Raw genomic sequence first — 17553 nt, 5'->3', positions numbered from 1 at the left:
GTTGCCTATGCCGCGAGCTGTGGTCGGAACACCACGTCGACGTGATAGTTCGTGTCGTTGAAACTGCTCGATGGGAAGGCACCGGCTGCGCCATAGGCGTAGACTCCGTTGCCGCCGCTGAGCGCCGATGAGAGCGCATGGAGGTTGCCGCTGGTGACTTCCGAACCGAGGCCGCCCGGGGTCGCGGAGTAATGCCCGTTGGAGCTGTAGGAAACGACATAGGTCGTGCCGGCATTGATCGCGACGGGTGTGTTGAGCGTTGCCTGCTGCCAGCCGCTGGCGGTCTCGCCCGAGAACGTCACCGATGCGAGCAGCGTGCCGGTCGAGGTCCAGAGATAGCCGGTATGGGGGCCGGTATTGTCGGCGGCCTTGTAGAAGCGGATATCCGTGATCGAGCCGGAAACATCGGCCTGGAACTTCATGCCGAGATTGACCGAATTGGTATCGGCAGCCGAAATGATGGTCGGCGTGCTGTTCGCGGCGAAGACGCTTTGCGGGCTGCCCTGCCCCTGCGGCAGGACGGACAGGGAGACGTCTGCCGACGCTGTTCCGCTATGCCCATCGGAGATCGCATAGGAGAAGCTGGCGGCGCCGGTATAGCCGGCCGTGGGCGTGAAGGTGATGGTGTTCGACTGAGCGTTGAAAACCGCATTGCCATGGCTGGAATTGCTGACGCCTGTGATCGTCAGCGCGTCGCCATTGGCATCGCTGTCATTGGCAAGCAGCGCCGAGGCCTGGATCGTCAGCGCCGTATCGCTCGGCGTCGTGAGGCCGCTGTCATTGACCGCGACCGGCGCCAGATTGCCGACGGACGGCTGATAGATCACGTCGACCCAGTAGTTTGTCGAATTGTAGCTCTGGTTCGGGAACTCGTTGCCGGAGCCATAGGCGTAGACACCGTTGCCGCCGCTCGACGCACTGGACGGCGCCGTCAGTGGGCCGCTGGTATGGCTGCCGGAGAAGTAGTTTGCCGTCACAGCATAGCTGCCATTCGACTGATAACTGGCGACGTAGGTCGTTCCGGCCGCAATCGTGACCGGCTGCGAAAGCGTCGCTGTCTGCCAGCCACTCGCGGTCTCGTTCTGGAAGGTGACGGTGGCGAGCAGCGTGCCGGTGCTGGACCAGAGCGACCCGGTATGCGTGCCGGTATCCTGCGCGCTCTTGTAGTAGCGCAGGCCGGTGATCACGCCGGCGGCGGAGGCAACGAATTTGACACCGAGCTCGACCGGGCTGCCGTCATTGACGGACGTCACCGCCGGCGTATCACCGGCGCCATAGAGGCTCGACGTGGTGCTCGGCGCGGTGACCGTCATCGACGCACTGGCCGAGGCGCTGCCGCCCTGGCCGTCCGAGACCGTGTAGGTGAAGCTTGCCGCCCCGGCATAGCCCGTGGTCGGGGTGAAGGTGATCGTCGCGGCCTGCTGATCGATCGAGACCGTCCCGTTGCTCGGGCTGCTCACCGCCGTGATCGTGAGCGGGTCGCCGTTGGCGTCGGTGTCGTTGGCGAGCAATTCCGAGAATGCGAAGACACGGGGCGTGTTCTGCACGGCGCTGAGGCCGTTATCGTTGACCGCGACGGGCGCAATATTGGCCCCTGCATGGTTGAAGACGACATCGACCCAGTAATTGCTGGAATTAAAGCTGTTGGTCGGGAAGACGTTGGACGAGGAATAGGCATAAAGCCCGTTGCCGCCAGACGATGCCGAAGACGGTGCCGTCAGACCGCTGCCGCCATGGCTGGTGGAGAAGTAGTTGCCTGTCGCCACATAGGTGCCGGTCGTATGATACGAGGCGACATAGGTCGTGCCCGCGGTGATCTGCACCGGGTTCGACAACACAGCCGTCTGCCAGCCACTGGCGGTCTCGTTGACGAATGTCACAGTGGCGAGGAGCGTGCCCGTAGCGCTCCACAGCGAGCCGGTATGGCTGCCGGTATCGCCCGCGGCCTTGTAGAACCGGAGGCCGCTGATGGTGCCGTCTGCCGAGGAGACAAACTTCATGCCGAGCTCGACCGACTGGCCGCCGGCAACGCCGCCGCCGCTCGGACCCTCGCCCTGCTGAAACACCGAGACGCTGACGGCAGCACTGTCGATCGAAAGATTGACACTGGCCTGGTCGGTACCGCCACGCCCATCCGAGATCGTGTAGCTGAATCCGCCGGCGCCGGTATAGCCGGCCGTCGGCGTGAAGGTGATTGTGCCGGCGGCCTGGTTCAGGCTGACGATACCGTTCAGAGCCTGCCCGACCGACGTGATCTTCAGCGCGTCGTTGTTCGGGTCGTTGTCGTTGGCGAGAAGCGACGCAATCGCGAACGTTCGCGCGATGTCCTTTTCGACGACGAGGCCGCTGTCGTCCGTCGCCGTGGGGGCCGTGTTCGGGCCTGAATTGAGGATCACATCGACCCAGTAGTTGGCGCCGCTGGCAGTGCCGGTCGGAACATTGGTCGGGAAGGTGCCGGCTGCGCCATAGGCGAACACGCCGCCACCCGGCTGCACCGTCACCTGGCCATTCGAGTAGGTCGTATTGAAATAGCCATCGTCGACGGAATAGAAGCCGTCGCTGTGATAGGACGCGACATAGGTCGTCCCGGCCTGGATCGCGACGGGGCTCGAGAAAGTGACGGTCTGCCAGCCGGACAGCGATTCACCGGTCGCGACGCCGGTCGCCAGCAGCGTGCCGTCCGCCGTCCACAGGCTCACCTGATGGGCGCCGATATTGTAGAAGCCCTTGTAGAAGCGGATCCCCTCGACAAGCCCGCCATTCGTCGTCTGGAATCGGACGCCGAGTTCCACGCCGTCGCGATCACGCGCGGTCTCAACCGTAGGCGTCGATGCCGCCGTCCAGAGGCCGGACGTTGCTGGCAGGGTGACGGAAACCTGTCGACCCGCGGAAGGAATTTCGAGATTGAGGCTGTCGTCGACCGCGCGCGAGAGGATCGTATAATTGCCGCTCGCCTGGACGACCCAGTCGAAGCTCCAGGTCTCGCGGCCTGTCGCCTTGAACCAGTGTGCGCCGCCATCGGTCGAGATCTCGACGCCGGCGATGACGCCGCCACCATTGTCCTGCGCCGTGCCGGTGATGGTGACGTGCTGGCCTTCGAGGAACACGCTGCCGAGATTGGGTGAGGTGATCGCCGATGTCGGTTTTGTGAAGTCGGTCGAGGCCGAAGCGAGGATCAGGCTCGCATCGAGCGTCGACGGCTGGATGCCCATGTCGGCGAACATGTTGACCATGGCCTGCTGGACATTTGGATCGGTCTCAGTCGTCGGACCTTCATGGTCGGCGTTGAGGCCCCATGACCAGAACACGGTGCCGGCGCTGAACACGAGCGCGCCGCTTTCGGCATCGCGGTACATCGTCAGGCTGTGTGTCGCATCGGCCGGACCGATGGATGTTCCGTAGTCGCGCAGATAGGTGTCGACTGAAACCGTGGTCAGCGACAGGTTGATGAGGCCGGCGGGCCGAAAGCCGTTCTCGACATCGGAATTCCATTCATAGCCGAGGATATTCTTCGAAAGTTCGAGCGACTCGCCCGGCTGGAGGTCAGCGACATCCGTGTTGCGCCAGAAGCGAAGATTCGAGTAATCGGAGCCGACTGTGATCGCGTCCTGGCGGTAGGCGTCGACCTGGAACATCGTCCCGATCAACGCATTCTCCGGCTCCTGTCCCGGCGCCGCATTGTTCGGGTCGCGCCAGGTGCCCGTTGCCGTGCCGCTTGGATCAGTGCTTGTTCCCCACGTGTCCTTGTAGCTGACCATCGTGCGATACGGCGTTCCATTGCCGTCGATGCTGGTCTCCCACCGGACCTTCCAATACATGTCGTTGCCGCCCCAGAAGGCGAGATCGACACCGGCGTCACGCGCCGCCTCGACATTGTCCCGCTGGTCTGCAGACCAGTATTCGTCGTGGCCGACGGACAGAAACGCTTCGTGATTGAGCAGCGATGCGCCCGAGCGCGCTGTATCAACGCCGGAGATATAGGAGACGTCGTAGCCGTTCTGCTCCAGCCACTCGATGGCGGACTGCTCGACCCCGAAGACGTAGTCATGCGTGCCGCCGACCGGGCTGGTGTTCGTGACGATCGGGCGGTTGTAGCTGACCGCCGAAGCGCGTCCGATCGCGGTGATGCCGCAGGAACAGTTCGGCGGCAGATAACCGATCATGTCCGCCGGATCGACCGGCACTTCGCCGAAATAAAGGCTGGCGCCACCCCAGGCATTATAGGCCTGCCAGGTCGTGTCCGAAGTCTGGAACACGATGTCGCTGGTGGAGGCGTCGTCGCGGACGATGAAGGGCACGATACTGGCGCCCTCGGTGCCATCCTCGCGCACGAGCTTGGCGAAATAGACGCCGGAAACAGCGTCGTCCGGGATATCCCAGCTTGCCGATACCGACCAGTTGCCCGCGTCGATCAGGCCGAGGCTCATGTCGACGATCGGATGCGGCTGGATCTGCGCCGTGGTCAGCGACTGGTCGATCGTCGCGACCTTGCGCGCGCCGTCGCCATTGTAATAGCCCATGCGATAGATATCGAGCCGGTAATGCGTCGAGTCCGTCGCGATCTTGAAGTCGACGGTGCCGCCGATATTGGTGCTGATCTGGGTGGCGAAGCCCTGGATATTGGCGTCGCCGTCGCCGTCGATGCCCCATTCACTGCGCGGATTGCCCTGCTTGGCATTCTCGATCGTGATCTTGTTCGGCGCGCCGGTCTGGACCGTCGCGACCGGATCGGACTGAATGACCTCGTTGTCGACGCCGGGCGTCAGCGGCACCACGGGTCCCGAGGGTATCTCGCTCGAGATCGAATCGACATGCACCACCGGCGGCGGTCCGTCGACGAGCGCGGTCACGACGGCATCAGCGGCGACGAGCGTATTGGCGACGGGCTCAGCCATGAGCGCGGTGGGGACCATTGATGTATCGGCAGCGACGGCGGGCGCCGCCAGTGGCTCGGCCGCGGCCGCCGTCACCGGGGTGGCAAGGGCCAGCTTCTGCGAGACGGGATCGACCGTCGGCGCGGTCGGATCCGCTGTCGATGACGACTCGGCAGTGGCGTCGAGCGAGAACGTTGTCGACGCTGCAGGCGCAATCAGGCTGGCCGATGGCGCGCAGTCGGCGGGATCCGTGGACACCGCCGGGCTTGCCGCGGCAACGGCAGTTGGCGCCGCCGGGAAAAGGCCGCCTGGCGATGGGGTCAGTTCGCTCAGCCATGCAGGCCGCGACGGCTGCCCCTCGCCGCGCGACCAGTCCTTTGCGAACAGCGCATGCCCATCGGGCCCCCGCAGCCGATGCCTGAATCCTGGCGCGTGCTCGGCGCCATGATGGTCAGAGGCGGTGTCGGCGGCCGCTTCCTGTTCGGCCGGGACATGCCTCATCGGCCCGAAAGGCGGATCGAACGATGCACCCGGGCGGGCGGACGGGTGGGAGGACTGCGCCGAGCCACCCGCGTCATCCCCGGCAACCCAAGGGAACGCGTGCTCGTGGTGCCCGGACTCGCCGTCCTCAGCCGGGACGGAACCCATTCCGGGTGAACGGGCGCCTGCGCGGTAGCTCGCGACGAGATTGCTCCATCCGTCACCAGTGCTCGCGTGATCAGCGGCGTCCCCGACCGGCCGCTCCGGCCGGAAGCTGATGGCGGGCGCCGCGGCGATGGAACCCGGCCCGCATGGAAAGATCTGCGCCGGCGAACTCGACAGGCTCACAAAGTCATGTTTCGCGGGATTGAAGCGGATCATCTGGTGCGTTCCGAAATCGCCGATCCGAGGATTGGATCAGGCCTGGCTCGCCACAGACTTTGCCAGCCTTCGCGATCGGTTGAACGCTGCCAAACCGGATGCGGGCATCCCCTAAACGGCGGGTCGATCGCCGCCCGGCTCCTCCATTCAGATGAGGCCGGCGCAGACAGAACGCCGGACGGGCGCGCCACCCGCAATCAAAGGCACGCGGCCACGGCGATTATGGTGTCAGGCGGCTAGGAAGCTTGCGCTTGCGCGCGGCCATCCGCTTTGGCCGCATAGAGGCCGCGATCCGCGCGAGTCAACCAGGAGACGTGATCTTCGTCGCTGCGCAATGTCGCAAAACCGATGCTGGTCGTGACCACCTTGCGCACGGGATGCGGGAGCGCGATGGCATCCAGCGAGCGGATGATCGCATCCGCGACCTTGGCAGCACCAGGCTCATCGGACCCTGCCAGAATCAATGCGAATTCCTCGCCGCCGACGCGCGCCGCAAGATCGTCGGGCCGTCCGGCGAAGGACGACAGAAATCGCCCGAAGGTAGCAAGAACCTGGTCACCGGCCTGATGCCCCGCCGTATCGTTGACTTCCTTGAAATGGTCGAGGTCCAGCAACAGCAGCGATGTCGACACGCCGGTCCGGCGCGAGCGACGCCAGCTCCGATGAAACTCCTGATCGAACATCCGCCGATTGGGAAGGCCGGTCAGCGCATCGGTATTCGACAGCTGGTGCAGTTCGTTGTTCCGGCGCGCCAAGCTGAGTTCGTGACTGGATATTTCGGCAAGATCGCGCAGGACATCGATGTCGAACGCCGGCGGCATGCCCGGCGCCTCGCGCAGGATGCAAAGCGTTCCGATGACGCTGCCTTCTTCGCCGCGCAGGGGCACACCGGCGTAAAAGCGCCAGGGGATGTCGCGCGCCGTGGGGTGGCCCTCCAGTTCCGGGGCGTGGCGCATATCCTCGATAACGAGTTCGGAACCAGATGAGACGACCATCGTGCAGATGCTGCGGTCGCGATCGATATGGTCATGGAGAGCGTCTGATGTCTTGGACTTCATCCATTGCTGGTCGGCATCCATGAAGCTCAGGAAGGCGACATCGGCACCATAGACCCGCGCCGCAATGCGCGTGATGCGATCGAACCGCTCGTCCCGTGACGTATCGAGCATCTGATAACGAGAGAGATCGGCAAGACGAAGCGCTTCAGTCTCCGGCGGCGGTGGGGGTGTCCAGGCCAAACTTCTCATCCGGGATTGATGTAGGTCAGCCTTACGATGTCAGAGCATCGACGTCCTGTGAAGCAGCATCAACACAGACCCGGCCGAGCCCGGACTGACCAACCCAGCCCGACGCCGATACAGGCCGCCACGACGCACAATCTATGATTATTCTGAAGAATGGTGCTGCAAGAGAGGATTGAACTCTCGACCTCTCCCTTACCAAGGGAGTGCTCTACCACTGAGCTACTGCAGCGTCGCGGCGCTGGTGGCGCGGACGGCGGCCTTACTGCCACAGTGGGGCGGGCGGATCAAGCGGCGTCAGGCCGAGGCGTGCGCTTTCCTCGCGCCTGTGGATGGCCGGTGGTTTTCCGGCCGGCGATTCCGGGCTAGGCTCATCGACCATGACCGAGAAGATCGACCCGCCCGAGAAGGCGCGACCTGGCGACAACACACAGGGCCAGCGCGAGAAGGATGCCCGCGCCGCGCGGCTTGCGGCGGCATTGCGCGCCAATCTCGGCAAGCGCAAGGCTGCCGCACGCGCCGCCACCGCCGCAGCGCCGGCGAAGATAGAGCCGGACGCGGACGCCTCCTGACGCCGCCGCGTCTTGGGCGCGCGCTGGCGCAGGATCGCCGCGCCGAACGGCCGGCCAATCTTGAGTCGGCCCCAATCCTCCTGTAATCAGGCCCGCTTCAAGCTTCGGCGGCTTTCCGCCTTGCCGGTGATTCGAACACGGGGCCCCTTCATGGACAAGATTCGCATCGTCGGCGGCGCGCGCCTCAATGGCACGATCCCGATCTCCGGCGCCAAGAACGCCGCACTGCCGCTGATGATCGCGAGCCTCTTGACGGATGAGACGCTGACGCTGGCCAATCTGCCGCGCCTTGCCGATGTCGCGCTGTTGAAGCGCATTCTCGGCAATCACGGCGTCGACATGACGATCTCCGGCAAGCGCATTGGCGAGGCCGAGCTTTCCGGCGAGACCGCGCATTTCACGGCGCGCACCATCGTCGACACCACGGCGCCCTATGAGCTGGTCTCGAAGATGCGCGCCAGCTTCTGGGTCATCGGACCGCTGCTGGCCCGCGAGCGCTTCGCCAAGGTCTCGCTGCCCGGCGGCTGCGCCATCGGCACGCGGCCGGTCGATCTCTTCCTCGAGGCGCTGACGAGTCTTGGCGCCTCGATCGAGATCGAGGCGGGCTATGTCATCGCGCGCGCGCCGGACGGGCTGAAGGGCGGACGGGTCGTGTTCCCGAAAGTCACCGTCGGCGCGACGCATGTGACGATGATGGCGGCGACGCTCGCTGAGGGCGAGACGATCATCGAGAACGCCGCCCGCGAGCCGGAGATCGTCGATCTCGCCGATTGCCTGATCAAGATGGGCGCGAAGATCACCGGCGCGGGAACCGCGACGATCCGCATCGAGGGCGTCGATCGCCTGCATGGCGCCCGCCATGCCGTGATGCCGGACCGCATCGAGGCCGGCACCTATGCCATGGCCGTGGCGATGGCCGGCGGCGACGTGCTGCTCGAAGGCGCCCGTCACGACACGTTGGTGAAGCCGCTCGAGGTTTTGTCGGAGGTCGGCGCCGAGGTCACGGTCACCAATACCGGCATCCGCATCTATCGCAACGGCGCCGATCTGCAGCCGGTCGATGTCGTGACGGAGCCCTTCCCCGGCTTCCCGACCGATCTGCAGGCGCAGCTGATGGCGCTGGTCTGCCGCGCCAAGGGCACCTCGCATATCCGCGAGACGATCTTCGAAAACCGCTTCATGCATGTGCAGGAGCTCGCCCGCCTCGGCGCGGAGATTCATCTCGACGGTCAGAACGCGACCATTGTCGGCGTGCCTGTGCTGAAGGGCGCGCCTGTGATGGCGACCGATCTGCGCGCCTCGGTCTCGCTCGTCATTGCCGGGCTCGTCGCCGAGGGCGAGACGATGGTCAATCGCGTCTATCATCTCGATCGCGGCTTCGAGCGGCTCGAGGACAAGCTTTCGCGCTGCGGCGCCACGATCGAGCGCATCAGCGGTTAGCCCCTTTCACGGAAAAGCTTGCGCTTTTCGCAGGCCGTTCCCACCTTCTGGCCAGAACATTGGCTGTGCCAAGGGGTGCGTGATGATGGATAGACTGAAGCTCGTTGCTTTCGATCAGGACGATCTCGCCGTCGTTTCGGCGCATGTCCAGGATGCGGTGTTGAAGGTCAAGGACATGACCTTCCTGCCCAAGGAAGGCCGCTTCGCCGCCGTCATCAACCGCTTCGTCTGGGAAAAGCCGGCCGAAGGTACGGTTCGCAAGAGCTGGGAGCGCCGCCGCGCCGGTTTCCATTTCGACCGCGTCTCGGCCGTCCGCTCGATCGGCATCGACCGAAGCAACCCCGACGCCGTGCTCGATCTGCTCGCCATCGCCTTCGACGTCGCCGAGCAACCTGCAGGCACCGTGACGTTGATCTTCGCCGGTGGCGGCGCCATAGCGCTCGATGTCGAATGTATTGAAGCCTCGATCTCGGATTTCGGCCCCGCCTGGGCGACGGCCTGCTGCCCGCAGCATGATGTCGATGCAGCCGAGGCCAAGGCGCCGGCCACGATGAAGGCCTGAGCGGAAACTGCCTAGCCAATAGCCTTCCGCCCGCGGTCCAACCGCGCTAGACACGTCGCGCCATAAGAAGGAGCCGTGTCTTGGCCATTCGCCTTTCACAGTCCGAACCCGATTTCGAGCAGCGCTTCGTCGCGCTGCTCTCCGCCAAGCGCGAGGTTTCCGAGGATGTCGACGCGACCGTGCGCGCGATCCTCGCCGATGTGCGGGCGCGCGGCGACGCGGCGGTGCTGGATTACACGGCGCGCTTCGACCGCCTGCCGCTGACGGCCGAGCGGCTGCGGGTCAGCGAGGCCGAATTCGAGGATGCAGCGCTTGCCGTCGAGGACAAGACGCTCGCCGCGCTGACATTCGCTCGCGACCGCATTCGCGCCCACCACGCGCGGCAGAAGCCGGTGGACGATCGCTATGTCGATGCGCTCGGCGTAGAACTCGGCTCGCGCTGGACGGCCATCGAGGCGGTCGGGCTCTATGTGCCGGGCGGCACCGCTTCCTATCCAAGCTCCGTGCTGATGAACGCCGTTCCGGCCAAGGTGGCGGGCGTCGATCGCGTCGTCATGGTCGTCCCCTCGCCGGATGGGATCATCAATCCGCTGGTCCTGGTGGCCGCCAAGCTGGCCGGCGTCGACGAACTCTACCGGATTGGCGGCGCACAGGCGATCGGTGCGCTCGCCTATGGCACGCAGTCGATCCCGCCGGTCTACAAGATTGTGGGACCTGGCAACGCCTTCGTGGCCGCCGCCAAGCGGCAGGTTTTCGGAACGGTCGGCATCGACATGATCGCGGGCCCATCCGAAGTGCTGGTCATTGCCGATGGCGATAATGATCCCGACTGGATCGCCGCCGACCTTCTGGCACAGGCCGAGCATGACACGGCGGCACAGTCGATCCTTATCACCGACGACGCGGCCTTTGCCGCAGCGGTCGAGGCCGCCGTCGAACGGCAGCTCCGAACCCTGCCGCGCGGCGAGACGGCCGCCGCGAGCTGGCGCGATTATGGCGCGGTGATCCTCGTTGCCGCGCTCGCCGACGCGGTGCCGCTCGCCAACCGCATCGCGCCGGAGCATCTCGAGATCGCGGTCGCCGATGCCGAGCCTTATCTCGATGGCGTGCGCAATGCCGGCGCGATCTTCATCGGCCGTTCGACGCCTGAGGTGATCGGCGATTATGTCGGCGGCTCGAACCACGTCCTGCCGACCGCGCGCTCGGCCCGCTTCTCCTCGGGCCTGTCGGTGCTCGATTTCATGAAGCGAACCTCGCTGTTGAAGACAGGCCCCGAGCAGCTGCGGGCGCTCGGTCCGGCGGCGATCACGCTGGCTGAGGCGGAGGGGCTCGGCGCCCATGCCCGCTCGGTGGCCATCCGGCTCAATCTGTAGCAGGATCACCGGCGGAAACGCGCCAAAGCCGGACCGGAGAACAATGACGGACGGGAGCGAGGACGAGGCAGGACGGCTGGTCGCGGTCGAGCTGGACGGCGCCTCGATCGGGCGCTCGACGCCGGATGTCGAGCATGAGCGGCGGATCGCGATCTACGACCTGATCGAAGACAACCGCTTCGTGCTGCCCGGCCATCCGACCGGCGCCTACCGGCTGCATCTGGCCGTGCGCGACAGCCGCCTCATCTTCGATGTCCGCGATGCCGATGACGCGCCGCTGGTGCTGCATATCCTGTCGCTGACACCGCTCAGGAAAATCGTGCGCGATTATTTCACCATCTGCGACAGCTATTACGCGGCGATCCGCACCGCGACGCCGAGCCAGATCGAGACCATCGACATGGGACGGCGCGGTGTGCATGACGAGGGATCGCAATTGCTGATGCAGCGCCTCGCCGGCAAGATTATCGTCGATTTCGAGACGGCGCGGCGGCTGTTCACCCTCGTCTGCGCGCTGCACTGGAAAGGCTGAGCGCTTGGGCGCGGGGATCGATGGCGCCGTGGCTCCGCCGGATCAACCGGCGCCGGCCCGCCCGCCGCGTTCCGTTCTCTTCGTCTGCGGCATGAACAGCGTGCGCTCACCGATCGGCGCCGCCATCGCGCGGCGGCTGTTTCCGCGCGGGCTCTATGTCGCCTCGGCCGGCGTGCGCAAGGGCGAGCCGGACCCCTTCACCACCGCGGTCATGGAGGAGCAGGGCATCGATCTCGGGCGTCACCGCCCGCAAACGATCGAAGACCTCGAGGACACTAATTTCGACGTCGTCATCACGCTGGCGCCGGAAGCGCATCATCGCGCGCTCGAACTGACGCGCACCATGGCAGTCTCGGTCGAATATTGGCCGATCGCCGATCCGACGCTGACGAACGGCACGCGCGAACAGATCCTCGACGCCTATCGCGCGGTGCGCGACCAGCTCGCCGAGCGGATCAAGGCGCGCTTCGGCTGGATGCCGACGGGCAGTTGATACGTGCCGCAGGCGCTATGCCTTCCTGAGCGAAATGAACTAGTGTCCGCCGCGTGATTGCTCCTCATTCCGGATTGCCGATGACCGATACGCCGAAGCTCCTGCTCGCCTCCGCCAGTCCGCGGCGCCTGCAGCTCCTTGCCCAGGCGGGGATCGAGCCGGATGGGCTGATGCCGACCTCGCTCGACGAGACCCCGCTGAAGAACGAGCTGCCGCGCAGCCTCGCGAAGCGCCTCGCGCGAGCCAAGGCGGAGGCGGCGCTGGCGCTTTCGGCGCGCAATCCCGAGCAGGCCGGAGCCTATATCCTCGCCGCCGACACCGTGGTCGCCGTCGGACGACGCATCCTGCCGAAAGCCGACTTCCAGGAAGAAGCGTCGGAATGCCTGCTGCTGCTTTCGGGCCGGTCGCACCATGTCTACACGGCCATCGCGCTCGCGACGCCCAAAGGCACGATCCGCCAGAGGCTCGTGGAGACGAAAGTTCGCTTCAAGCGTCTTTCGCGGCTGGAGATGGAAACCTATCTTGCGTCGGGAGAGTGGCGCGGCAAGGCTGGCGGCTATGCGATCCAGGGCCTCGCCGGCAGCTTCGTCGTGAAGCTCGTCGGCTCCTACCCCTCTGTCGTCGGCCTGCCGCTCTATGAGACCATCACCATGCTGGAGGGCGAAGGCTATCCAGCCAAGAAAGGCTGGCTTGAGCCGGCCTGACGGACCAGAGACATGACCGACGACAAGACGATACCAGCCCGGGCGGCCGATATCCTGCCGCTGCGCCCGCGCCGACCCTGCCCGATCTGCGGCAAGGATTCGCAACGCGAGGCCTACCCCTTCTGTTCGAAGCGCTGCAAGGACATCGACCTCAATTCATGGCTATCCGGCCGCTACGCCATTCCCGCCGTCGAAAGCGAGGAGAGCGACCCTGTTGTCGACGACGACGGCGAGGATCGGTGAGCGGACGAACCATCCACAGCCTGCTTTTCGAGGCTCTGGACAGGTTCCGCGCGCTCCCCTATAAGGCCGCAGTCTTCGCAGCGCCAAGCGCGCCGCGCGTGGGCCTGGGTAGCTCAGTTGGTAGAGCAGCGGATTGAAAATCCGCGTGTCGGTGGTTCGATTCCGCCCCCAGGCACCATTTGCCCCCTGTCAGATCCTGTCAGCTCCGTTCCTGTTGTATCAAACAGGCTTGGGCTGACGCGGCTTTCTGCAGTTCTGGCCTCTCACGTTCTGTCAGAAGCTGTCGGCTCCCTTTTAGACATCGCACGAAAATCTTGGCCTTGCTGTTGGCTTCAGCGTGCCGTTTTGGCTTTGCGAGGCCGACAATCGGGCTCTGAAACGGGCACTTTCAGACACCGCCTGCCGCACTGCTAGAGGCAAGGGCCGTGACTACAAGTTCTCTGACGGTGGCGGCCGCTTCGACCGTGACGAAACGTCGTTGGATGCTCGTCGATCTCGCCGGCCCGACACTTGGATCGCGACCGAAGATCCGCCGGGTGCATGAAGTGCCTATGCCGCGTCAGGCGCTCGGTGTGCTCGGTGTGCTCGCCGAGACGCGCCATGTGGAGCGGCAGAGGCACCACCCACGGATTCGAGCACGATACCGAATGCGCGGTCCCCTTGCGTCGACACGACGTACTTGCTCGCCGTGTTGAGATTCACCTGGCCGCCATTGGCGCTCTTCCAAGGTTGCGCCAGGCTCGCCGTGCTGAAGCCGAAGGGGAGTGGTCCAGCCGAGGTGACGACGACGTCCGGCACGTTGTTGCCGGTCTGACCTCCCTCCGAACGCACCCAGAGGCCGGTAAAATTATCGCCCTGCGTCGCAATGCTTGCGTCCAGGACTGCCGATATCCCTCCGGCGGAGCCGCCACGGCCCAACCCTGCCTGCCCAACCCCGCCCCATCCGCCGATCGAATAGACGGAGACGAGCGATGTCGACCTCGCCTGTACGCCCGATCCTGAAGCGGGCGCAAGCTGCTGGAAGGATACCGTGCCGGCGTTGCCTCCGGCCTTGCCCACGCCGCCGGGCTCACCACGCTGGCCATTGCCCCCGCGCGAGCCCACTTCGACCGCCGTCGTGGAGGCCCCTTCGATAATTGTCGAGTTCACGAACGAGACGTCCCCGGCCGCCTGTCCCGCACTAGAGGGCGCTGCGATGCTGCCGAAGTACGACACCCACGCAATCAGCGCACAGCGCCACTAGCAGTCTGGCGGCTGACGGCCCCAAGCCGGCCGTACGTGATAACCGCATCGAATTTGCGCTTCTGGCGCGAAGACGACGACCTATCAGGCGAGTCCATCGAGATGGTTATAGCCAGAAAGCAGGCGAGCGATGCGGGCGCGCGCCGCTTCGCGCATCTCTGGCTGGGGGTGGTGTGCGTGAAGAGCGAGTTCACCGTACATGTCGTAGAAGTTCAAGCGCTCCCGCAGATGCTCGCGCGCGAACAGCTCCGGATACGCGCCGCGCAGCCATGCGGGGATTTCTGCGAGCGTGGTCTCGTCGAGGCCTTTTTCATCGGGTCGGGGCGGGAACTCGCTCGCTCTCGCGCACCAGCGCAGGATGGTATCGAGCTCCACATCCGCTGGCTGAGCGACCGCCTCGGCGAAGTCGACAAGACCGGTGACGTGTCCCTGGTCGACGATCACATTGGAGCCATGAAGATCGCCATGGACGAGGACGTGTTCGTCGTTGGCGAACAACGACAGCCGCTCCTCGATCCACTCGGCGGCCTCCGCGAGTAAGCCGGGGTCGTGACCGGGACGCAGCCGGGCGGCGCCAGCCTGCTGAAGCGCCGCACTCACGATCGGTGGGTGGTATGCCGGCCATGGCGCACCGTCGAGCGCGTCGGCCAGCCAGGGCGGCAGCAGACCAGTCGGAACAGGAACGCGATGCAGAGCCCGCAACGCAGCGCCAAGGCTTTCGATGATCGCTTGGCGCGTGGAAGAATCCGCTGCCGGCCATGCGTCACTGAGGCTGCGGCCCGGCAGGCGTTCTGAGACATACCACGGCCCGTCTGGGCCGTCGCCGTGGGCGACGTGCCGGGCGTGCGGGACCTCGCTGCCGATGAGCAGACTGACGACCGCGGCTTCGTGGCGATATGCGCCACTGAACCGCGGGTCCTTGTTCAATCGAACAACATATTCATCACCCACCCAGACACGGCTGACCCAACCGGATGTTTGAAGAAAGCGTCCGGTCGCAGGCAAACCGGCGGCCGTCAGCGTTCTTAGCAGCGCCGGATGGGTCGCCGGCTCGGCGATGAACGATGTGGATGGGTCGGTCACCTTTCGGGCCCCGCAGACATTCGGCCACCGTCTTGATCCACTACGACCGTCAGATCAAACACGTTTCGAGGCTGGCCGTGATCTCGTTGTCGGCACACAGGTTCAGGTGTTCTTAATTCCGCCAACAGATCGCTCTTGCGAAAGAAACCAGCGAAACGTCTGTTTCAAAAGTCGCACGTTAAGCTCGCCATGGCGACGGGCGAGAGCTGACGGTTGCCACTGTCTCCCCGATGCCTGCTGAGCTGCAGCTCAGGCGAGAGCTTTGCCGCGACTGGCCTTCACCAGCTCGGCGATGACGGTCTCAATGGTGATGGTCCCCTTCCGCGCCCCACGGCCGTGATCGGCAAAGTCGATCCAGCCTTCGTTGAAGCCGTCGATCATGCGGATCCGGGGCGTGGGGTTTTGCGTACCCTGCGCGCGGAAGATGCCCTCCCATGCCTCGCGCGGCACGATCTCGACCGACACCGGATGCCCCAGCGCGGCGGCGAAGGCGCGGGCCATGTCGTTCGGGGAGACGCGCGTGGGTCCTTCCAGCTCTACAAACCGCGTTCCGTCCCAGTCCTCGCGCAGCAGGCGGGCGGCGGTGTGGCCGACATCCTCAGTCGCGATCATCGGGAACGGCTTGTCGGCCGGCTGGAGGAAACTGCGCAGCACGCCTTCATCGCGCGCGGCAGGAATGTCCCACTGCGCATTCTCCATGAACCAGGCGGGCCGGAGGAATGTGACCGCAAGGCCGAGCCCGCCCAACGCTTCCTCCATCAGCGTGTGCTGATACAGCAGGTTCTCTTGTAGCGCGTCGGCACCGATGGTCGAGAGGGAGACGACCTTTGCCAGACGCGTTTCGCCGAGCGCTTCGGTCACGGCGTGGATGACGCGGCGAACTTCCGGAAAGCCTGGCTCCGGGTCGAACTGCGATGGCGGTAGAATGAAGACCCCGTCCGCATCCTTGAAGGCGGCGCCGAGGCTGACCGCATCATCCATCTCGGCGATGGCAATCTGGCAACCCCTGGCGCGCCACTCGGCCGCCTTGGTCTCGTCGCGCAGCACGGCCCGCACGGGCAGTTTCTCGGCCAGCAGGCTACGCGCCAGGGCGCCGCCGACCTTGCCGGTGATTCCGGTGATGGCATACATGGTGGTTCTCCTATGGATGTGGGAGTGCGCGGTCAGGTCAGACCGGCACAGAGTTCGCGCTCGACGGCGCCGTAGAGCGCGACCACGCGTTCGGCATGGAAGGGCACGCCCTGGACGTTCGTGGCCGACCCCCTTCCGCATCGAAGAAATTTCGATTGGGTCAGCACGCTTCACCGCGGTTCCGTGATGGAGATGTTGTACGGCGCGCCGGGGTGTGATTCACGCGCATTCGTATCAGTGCTATGTTGACTGAGATTCACTCTTGGTCAGAGCCGGAGCGCGAAGCATGGTGTTCGACACGCGATTGCTGACCGGAGTCGGCGTCATGGCTGCCGTCACCGAAGCGGGCAATTTTGCGCGCGCTGCCGAGATGCTTGGTCTGACGCCTTCGGGCGTGAGCCGAGCCGTCGCACGGCTGGAAGCGCGGGTCGGCGTTCGACTGTTCGACCGCGGCCCACGCGAGGTCAGCCTCACTGAAGAGGGACGCCGCTTCCACGCGCAGGTGATGCCGCTGCTCGCCGGCCTCGACGAGGCCGCGTCGGAGGCTGCCGGAGCGGCGGCGGTGGTGCGAGGCCGGCTGCGCGTGTCGGTGGACCCGTGGTTTGCGCGCATGGTGCTCGCTTCAAATCTGCAGCGGTTCCTGCAGCGCCACCCGTTGCTCTCAGTGGACGTCTTCACCAGCAATTACCGCGAGGAGATGATGTCCGGCGTCGACGTCGCGGTGCGGTTCGGTCCGCCGGATACGTCGTCCCTCATCGCCCGGAAACTGCTGGACACGCGCGTGGTGACGGTGGCCTCGCCCGGCTATCTGGATCGTCATGGGCAACCGCACTCGCCTCACGACCTCGTCCATCATGAGGCGCTGCTGTTCCGCGATCCGCAGACCGGATTGCCGTTTCCCTGGGAATTTCGACGCAACGGCGAGTCGATCGGAGTCAAGGTCTCGAGCCGCCTGATGCTGGACGATCCTTCCGTTGCGCTCTCCGCCTGCATAGCAGGCCAGGGGATCTTCCAGAGCCTCGCCGTGGGTCTTGCGCCCCTTCTGTCAGCGGGCGACCTCGTCCAGATCCTGCCGGAGTGGTCCGAGGAACTGTATCCGCTCTACGCCTATTATCCCTCGCGTCACCTGCCGCCGGCAAAGGTTCGGGCCTTTCTGGACTTCGTGCGGGAGATCGCAACGGACACAGGGGCGGCGTGAACCA

Annotated in this window: 14 protein-coding genes and 2 tRNA genes; 10 read left to right on the top strand and 6 right to left on the bottom strand. The window is 65.2% G+C overall.

Annotation, left to right across the window (positions count from 1 at the left end):
* Window positions 1–5: 5 nt before the first annotated feature.
* From LB518_RS06975 to LB518_RS06965, 3 genes are all read right to left on the bottom strand, one after another.
* Entirely contained in the window at window positions 6–5132 is a 5127-nt protein-coding gene (locus tag LB518_RS06975) for a DUF4082 domain-containing protein (RefSeq protein WP_353619938.1), read from the bottom strand.
* An 839-nt stretch (window positions 5133–5971) separates the two neighbouring features.
* A complete protein-coding gene (locus LB518_RS06970; protein WP_224575731.1) occupies window positions 5972–6904 on the bottom strand; it encodes a sensor domain-containing diguanylate cyclase in 933 nt (310 codons plus the stop codon).
* A 229-nt stretch (window positions 6905–7133) separates the two neighbouring features.
* Window positions 7134–7208: transfer RNA gene (locus LB518_RS06965), tRNA-Thr, on the bottom strand.
* A 148-nt stretch (window positions 7209–7356) separates the two neighbouring features.
* On the opposite strand from LB518_RS06965, the gene LB518_RS06960 reads away from it, so the two are divergent.
* The 9 genes from LB518_RS06960 (at window position 7357) to LB518_RS06920 (ending at window position 13073) form a co-directional block, all read left to right on the top strand.
* Window positions 7357–7548 (top strand): hypothetical protein, encoded by a 192-nt coding sequence (locus LB518_RS06960; RefSeq protein ID WP_224574846.1) that lies wholly within the window; start codon window positions 7357–7359, stop codon window positions 7546–7548.
* Between the two features lie 150 nt (window positions 7549–7698).
* Window positions 7699–8988 carry a UDP-N-acetylglucosamine 1-carboxyvinyltransferase gene (gene murA, locus LB518_RS06955; RefSeq protein ID WP_224574844.1) on the top strand — a complete coding sequence of 430 codons (1290 nt, stop codon included), beginning with the start codon at window positions 7699–7701 and terminating at the stop codon, window positions 8986–8988.
* Window positions 8989–9073: 85 nt separating this feature from the next.
* Window positions 9074–9550, top strand: a complete 477-nt coding sequence (locus LB518_RS06950; RefSeq protein WP_224574833.1) for a DUF2948 family protein — start codon at window positions 9074–9076, stop codon at window positions 9548–9550.
* 80 nt (window positions 9551–9630) lie between these two features.
* Window positions 9631–10923, top strand: a complete 1293-nt coding sequence (gene hisD, locus LB518_RS06945) for a histidinol dehydrogenase (protein ID WP_224574831.1) — start codon at window positions 9631–9633, stop codon at window positions 10921–10923.
* Between the two features lie 43 nt (window positions 10924–10966).
* The gene (locus LB518_RS06940; RefSeq protein WP_224574829.1) at window positions 10967–11455 is read left to right on the top strand and encodes a UPF0262 family protein; all 489 of its coding nucleotides are present in this window, start codon (window positions 10967–10969) and stop codon (window positions 11453–11455) included.
* 4 nt (window positions 11456–11459) lie between these two features.
* A complete protein-coding gene (locus tag LB518_RS06935) occupies window positions 11460–11948 on the top strand; it encodes an arsenate-mycothiol transferase ArsC (protein WP_224574827.1) in 489 nt (162 codons plus the stop codon).
* A gap of 80 nt (window positions 11949–12028) precedes the next feature.
* Window positions 12029–12652 carry a Maf-like protein gene (locus LB518_RS06930; protein WP_224574824.1) on the top strand — a complete coding sequence of 208 codons (624 nt, stop codon included), beginning with the start codon at window positions 12029–12031 and terminating at the stop codon, window positions 12650–12652.
* 12 nt (window positions 12653–12664) lie between these two features.
* On the top strand, window positions 12665–12895 hold the full coding sequence (gene yacG, locus LB518_RS06925) for a DNA gyrase inhibitor YacG (RefSeq protein WP_224574822.1): 231 nt from the start codon (window positions 12665–12667) through the stop codon (window positions 12893–12895).
* A gap of 102 nt (window positions 12896–12997) precedes the next feature.
* Window positions 12998–13073, top strand: a tRNA-Phe gene (locus LB518_RS06920).
* Between the two features lie 371 nt (window positions 13074–13444).
* Here LB518_RS06920 and LB518_RS06915 read toward each other — a convergent pair.
* The 3 genes from LB518_RS06915 to LB518_RS06905 form a co-directional block, all read right to left on the bottom strand.
* Window positions 13445–14044: a hypothetical protein gene (locus LB518_RS06915; RefSeq protein ID WP_224574820.1), complete on the bottom strand. Its 600-nt coding sequence runs from the start codon at window positions 14042–14044 to the stop codon at window positions 13445–13447.
* Window positions 14045–14221: 177 nt separating this feature from the next.
* Entirely contained in the window at window positions 14222–15220 is a 999-nt protein-coding gene (locus LB518_RS06910; RefSeq protein ID WP_224574817.1) for a phosphotransferase, read from the bottom strand.
* A 249-nt stretch (window positions 15221–15469) separates the two neighbouring features.
* Window positions 15470–16351 (bottom strand): NmrA family NAD(P)-binding protein, encoded by an 882-nt coding sequence (locus LB518_RS06905; protein ID WP_224574815.1) that lies wholly within the window; start codon window positions 16349–16351, stop codon window positions 15470–15472.
* A gap of 286 nt (window positions 16352–16637) precedes the next feature.
* On the opposite strand from LB518_RS06905, the gene LB518_RS06900 reads away from it, so the two are divergent.
* Window positions 16638–17549 carry a LysR family transcriptional regulator gene (locus LB518_RS06900; RefSeq protein ID WP_224574813.1) on the top strand — a complete coding sequence of 304 codons (912 nt, stop codon included), beginning with the start codon at window positions 16638–16640 and terminating at the stop codon, window positions 17547–17549.
* Window positions 17550–17553 lie beyond the last annotated feature (4 nt).

This window comes from Mesorhizobium sp. BR1-1-16 (genome assembly GCF_020165495.1).
In the GTDB taxonomy this organism is placed as follows: domain Bacteria; phylum Pseudomonadota; class Alphaproteobacteria; order Rhizobiales; family Kaistiaceae; genus Kaistia.
Note: the sequence above shows the minus strand (reverse complement) of the source record. Positions and strands in the feature narration are given on the sequence as shown.